At 53.0% G+C, this 4,847-nt stretch carries 3 protein-coding genes and 2 pseudogenes; all 5 read left to right on the top strand.

The genetic code is table 11. The features are described from left to right. The coding region (locus J5M71_RS25580) for an RHS repeat-associated core domain-containing protein (protein WP_207838230.1) at positions 1-1,493 on the top strand (1,493 nt) is incomplete at its 5' end. Positions 1,494-1,500: 7 nt separating this feature from the next. Further along, entirely contained in the window at positions 1,501-1,815 is a 315-nt protein-coding gene (locus J5M71_RS25575; RefSeq protein WP_087503436.1) for a hypothetical protein, read from the top strand. Positions 1,816-2,046: 231 nt separating this feature from the next. After that, a pseudogene (locus tag J5M71_RS25570) lies at positions 2,047-3,714 on the top strand (RHS repeat-associated core domain-containing protein); the annotation flags it as partial. Continuing rightward, complete coding sequence (locus J5M71_RS25565; protein ID WP_207838229.1) at positions 3,711-4,259, top strand: hypothetical protein; 549 nt, start codon at positions 3,711-3,713, stop codon at positions 4,257-4,259. The pseudogene J5M71_RS25570 and the gene J5M71_RS25565, both read left to right, overlap by 4 nt. 88 nt (positions 4,260-4,347) lie before the next feature. After that, positions 4,348-4,847 (top strand): annotated as a pseudogene (locus J5M71_RS25560) (RHS repeat domain-containing protein); the annotation flags it as partial.

Genomic DNA, 4,847 nt, shown 5'->3' with positions numbered 1-4,847 from the left:
TGCACCAGTTGAACCTGGATGGCCAGGTCATCAGCGATATGGAGCGTGATGACCTGCACCGCGAGGTGTACCGGACCCAGGGCAAGCTCACCAGCTGCTTTGGCTATGACGCCATGGGGCGCAAGGCTTGGCAGTTTGCCTCGAACTTGCCGGCCGACAAGCTCTCGCAGGTGCACAACACCGGTATCAATACCTCGTTGCTGGTGGAGCATGCGTACAACCCGATTCACCGTCGCTATCAGTACGACCCGGCGGGTGAACTGGTGCGCACGCTCGACAGGCTGCGTGGCGAGATCAAGTACGAGTACGAAGCCAACGGGCAGTTGCGCAGCCGCGATACCGGCTCATTGGTGGGCAGCGAAGAGTTTCGTTACGACCCAGCAGCCAACCGTCTGGACTTCAACGCGCGGCAGTTCGACAAGGTCAAAGACAACCGGATCAAACAGTGGCGGGATCAGGAGTACCGCTACGACCCGTGGGGCAACCTGATCGAGAAGCGCTCGGGGCACAGCAAGCTGCAGAGCTTTAGCTATGACTGCGAGAACCGGCTGGTGCGGGCGGAAACGTTGGTCAATGGCAAGCTGGAGAGCCGAGGCGAGTATCGCTACGACAGCCTGGGGCGGCGGGTGGCCAAGCAGGCGGAGATCAACGGCGACGTCGAACAGAAGCGCTTCCTCTGGCAAGGGTTGAGGATGTTGCGGGAGGAGACACCGGGGCAGAGCATCCTGTACCTGTATGAGCCGGGCAGCTATGCGCCGTTGGCGCGGGTCGATCAGGTGGAAGGGGAGGAGCAGAAGCTTTATTACTTCCATACTGACCAGATTGGTACGCCGCTGGAGCTGACGGACAGTGATGGCAAGATCGTTTGGCAGGCGACGTATCGTTCTTGGGGTGCGATAGATAGTCTGCCAGCTAAGGATGTCGAGCAAAATCTACGGTTCCAAGGTCAGTATTTTGATGGTGAGACGGGGCTGCACTACAATACCTTCAGATATTATGATCCGGAAGCTGGGCGCTTTGCCACTCAAGACCCGATTGGATTGACAGGCGGGCTAAATTTATATTCTTATGCGCTCAATCCCATCAATTGGATTGATCCACTGGGATGGTCTGGTATAGACGGTAGCGGCTGTCCGCTATCTAGTTCACAATATAGCGTATGGACCAGTGTAGAGATGCCGCAAGAAATTCATGGCTCGAACAGGGGGGCGCATTTCAAATATGCTAATGAAGAACTATACAAGCGGACACTACAATACCCTGAACTTAAGGCTGCTTTGCCCGCTGAAGTAGTGGAGCATATTCAACCCGGCCCCAGAGGAGGCTTCAGTGACAGGAGCCCGCCAAACCACTCTTGGCACCATAATGCTCAGTCCCCTAAAGATATCGAGCTTATTCCGAGAGCACAACATCAGGCGAAGGGACCGGTGCAGGCCAGTTTGCACCCTAATCAAAAGGGTGGATTCAAGGCATTACAAAACACATCATGTTAAGGTGATTATGAGAACTTATAGCATACGGGAAGTCCTAGAGAATCTGGATAAAATGCCGGACTCTTGGTTCTATTTGCCAAACACAAGTTGGACCTTGGATACAAAGGGTGCATTTTCATTAGATAGTCGTGACTTTTCTCCAGATTCGACTGATTATCTCCCGCCGCAGGTAGCCAGTGAAGGGTGGATCGAAACACTAGATACGCCAATGATACAGGATGTAATTGATTATACTGATCAGCAACTTCCTGCTGCCACTGTTGAGGATTATTTTGAGGCCTTTAAGTATTATTTTGAGAATGATGCTTTTCTAGAGTTCTAGATGGCGAGATTTTGCTAATGGTTGTTTTGGGTGCGCGTTAGTTGAGATGTTTCTGCAGCAGTAATGATGGGAGTCTTGGCTATGAGGGTTCCTCTTCAAGAACTAGTGGGTAGTGTAAGTGTTAGGTAGAAAGCGTAGCTTAGGACGATCAAAGCTGCGCTTGTTGTACGAAATTTGACGTGTATTCTAAGGAGCAATCATCTCTCACTCAAATGCCCGCCGAACAGTGCGGGCAAGCAGTTGGGCATCACCGAAGAGGCATTGAGTTACAGCTACGACCTGCTCGGACGACTGACGCAGGAGCTGACCCCGGGTGGTGCACTGGAATATGAATACGACCCGCTCAGCAACCTGACCACCCTGACCCTGCCGGACGGTCGCAAGGTCAACCACCTGTACTACGGCAGTGGCCACCTGCACCAGCTGAACCTGGATGGCCAGGTTATCAGCGATATGGAGCGTGATGACCTGCACCGCGAGGTGTACCGGACTCAGGGCAAGCTCACCAGCTGCTTTGGCTATGACGCCATGGGGCGCAAGGCTTGGCAGTTTGCCTCGAACTTGCCGGCCGACAAGCTCTCGCAGGTGCACAACACAGGTATCAATACCTCGTTGCTGGTGGAGCATGCGTACAACCCGATCCACCGTCGCTATCAGTACGACCCGGCAGGTGGATTGGTGCGCACGCTGGACAAGCTGCGGGGCGAGATCAAGTACGAGTACGAAGCCAACGGGCAGTTGCGCAGCCGCGATACCGGCTCACTGGTGGGTAGCGAGGAATTCCGCTACGACGCGGCAGCCAACCGGCTGGACTTCAACGCGCGGCAGTTCGACAAGGTCAAGGACAACCGGATCAGACAGTGGCGGGATCAGGAGTACCGCTATGATCCGTGGGGCAACCTGATCGAGAAGCGCTCGGGGCACAGCAAGCTGCAGAGCTTTGCCTATGACTGCGAGAACCGGCTGGTGCGGGCTGAAACGGTGGTCAATGGCAAGCTGGAGAGTACCGGGCAATACCGGTACGACAGTCTTGGACGGCGGGTGGCTAAACAGGCAGAGATCAACGGCCAGGTTGAACAGAAGCGCTTCCTGTGGCAAGGCTTGAGGATGCTGCGAGAAGAGACGCCTGGGCAGAGCATCTTGTATGTGTACGAGCCGGGTGGCTATGCGCCGTTAGCGAGGGTAGATCAGGCGGAAGGGGAAGGGCAGAAGCTTTATTACTTCCATACCGACCAAATTGGTACGCCGCTGGAATTGACCGATAGCGACGGGCAGATCGTTTGGCAAGCGACTTTTCGCTCATGGGGCGAGATAGAGCAGCTGACGGTCAACAAGGTCATGCAGAACATACGTTTCCAGGGGCAGTATCTAGATTGTGAAACGGAGCTGCATTACAACACCTTTAGGTATTTCGATCCGGAAGTTGGTAGGTTTATCACTCAGGATCCAATTGGTTTGTCTGGTGGGAGAAACTTATATAGCTACGCTCCGAATTCTATTGGCTGGATAGACCCCTTGGGCTGGTGCTCAAAAGCGCTGGGGAAAAATCTGGAAAGTAGCGGTGTGGCGCGACCTCAAAACACCGCGGCCCACCATATTGTCGGAGATAGCGCAAAACTCGCCGCCCCTGCTAGGGCAATTTTGAATAAGCATGGAATTGACGTTGACGGCGCGGCTAACGGGGTTTTCTTGCCAAATAGATTTAACACTGATATCAGTGTGCCAGGGATACTGCACAACGGGAAGCATCCTAATAGTTACTTTGAATCTGTCAATAAAATTATAGCAAATGCCGATGCCGCAGGTGGTAAGGATGCAGTGCTCAAAGCGATAGGAAATATCCGGCAAAAATTATTGAATGCTCCTAGAGAGTCCAGCTGGAAAGACATTTTTGGATGATTATGAAATATTATTATATAACTCAGAGCGATGAATTTAAAACACTTGTCGGTAAGGGAGACGAACTGGCCTTGTATGATGCCGCACAGCAGTATGCCTTTGGTAAAGATTCCAGTGCTGTGTTTTCCAGGCAGTATGAGTTAGAGTTTAACTCTGACGACAAGAGAAAAAAGGATGGCTCTGATGTGTTTACTTTCTTCAGTCCCGTGCTTGTTTTGACGTCCAAGGCTAAAAGCCTTCTTCAATCTATAGCTTCTGACTCTTTTGTGGATGTAGATGTTCTATCCCCAAACCCAGATCATTTAGGTGTAGTGGTTGATGCGAAAATTGATGGCGCACTTAATAAAGAACTGTCGGAATTTGATGAGTACCCTAACGGCCTGGTTGTTTACAAGCTAGTATTGAATTATCAGGCAGTACAGGGGTTCGACGTTTTTCGCGTAGCTGAAAACCCACTTTCTATTTATGTGTCTGATAGGTTTTTAGAGGCGGCAAAGCGGATAGGCTTGAAAGGTTTGGATTTCAAGGAAGTTGAAGCAGTTTGATTCACGCCGTGAAGGCGATTGTGTATCCAAATGCTCCTTAAAAACCCAGAGTGTCAAGGACTGAGGCGTAAACCTCAGTCCTATTGACGAAGTACAAGACATTAACGCTGAGATACCGCTGCACCGCGACGAGAATGCCCTTGGCCCGACCGACATCAAGCGCGTGGTAAGTACCGCTACGAAGAGCACGGCTAGCTGACGACGGTAATCAACCGCTACGGCACGCACCGTGCGCAACTTCAGCTACGCCGAAGGCCTGATGGTCACTCACAGCAAAGCCCTGGGCCTGGGCTGCCACTACCGCTGGGAAACCCAGGGTGGCAAACCACGGGTGGTCGAGCACTGGACTAGCGATGGCGAGCACTACCATTTCCGCTACGACCTCGACGCCCGCACCAGCTGGGCCACCGACGTGCTCGGCCGCGAGCTGGAAGTGCAGTACAACGCCGACCACCGCGTGCTCGCCAGCCGTGACTACGGTGGCGAACGCTACGCCATCGAGCTGGACGAGCAGGGCAACATGGTTGGCCTGGATTTGCCGGACGGCAACCGGCTCGCCTTCAAGTACGATGAATACGCCCGCCTGCT

The organism is Pseudomonas sp. 43(2021), from assembly GCF_017490805.1.
Lineage (GTDB): Bacteria > Pseudomonadota > Gammaproteobacteria > Pseudomonadales > Pseudomonadaceae > Aquipseudomonas.
This window is presented reverse-complemented; position numbering and strand designations above follow the sequence as displayed.

What these genes read in the sequence shown, in the direction of transcription:
- J5M71_RS25575 (WP_087503436.1), top strand. Translation starts at nt 1,501, where the DNA reads ATGAGAACTTATAGCATACGGGAAGTCCTAGAGAATCTGGATAAAATG.
- J5M71_RS25565 (WP_207838229.1), top strand. Translation starts at nt 3,711, where the DNA reads ATGATTATGAAATATTATTATATAACTCAGAGCGATGAATTTAAAACA.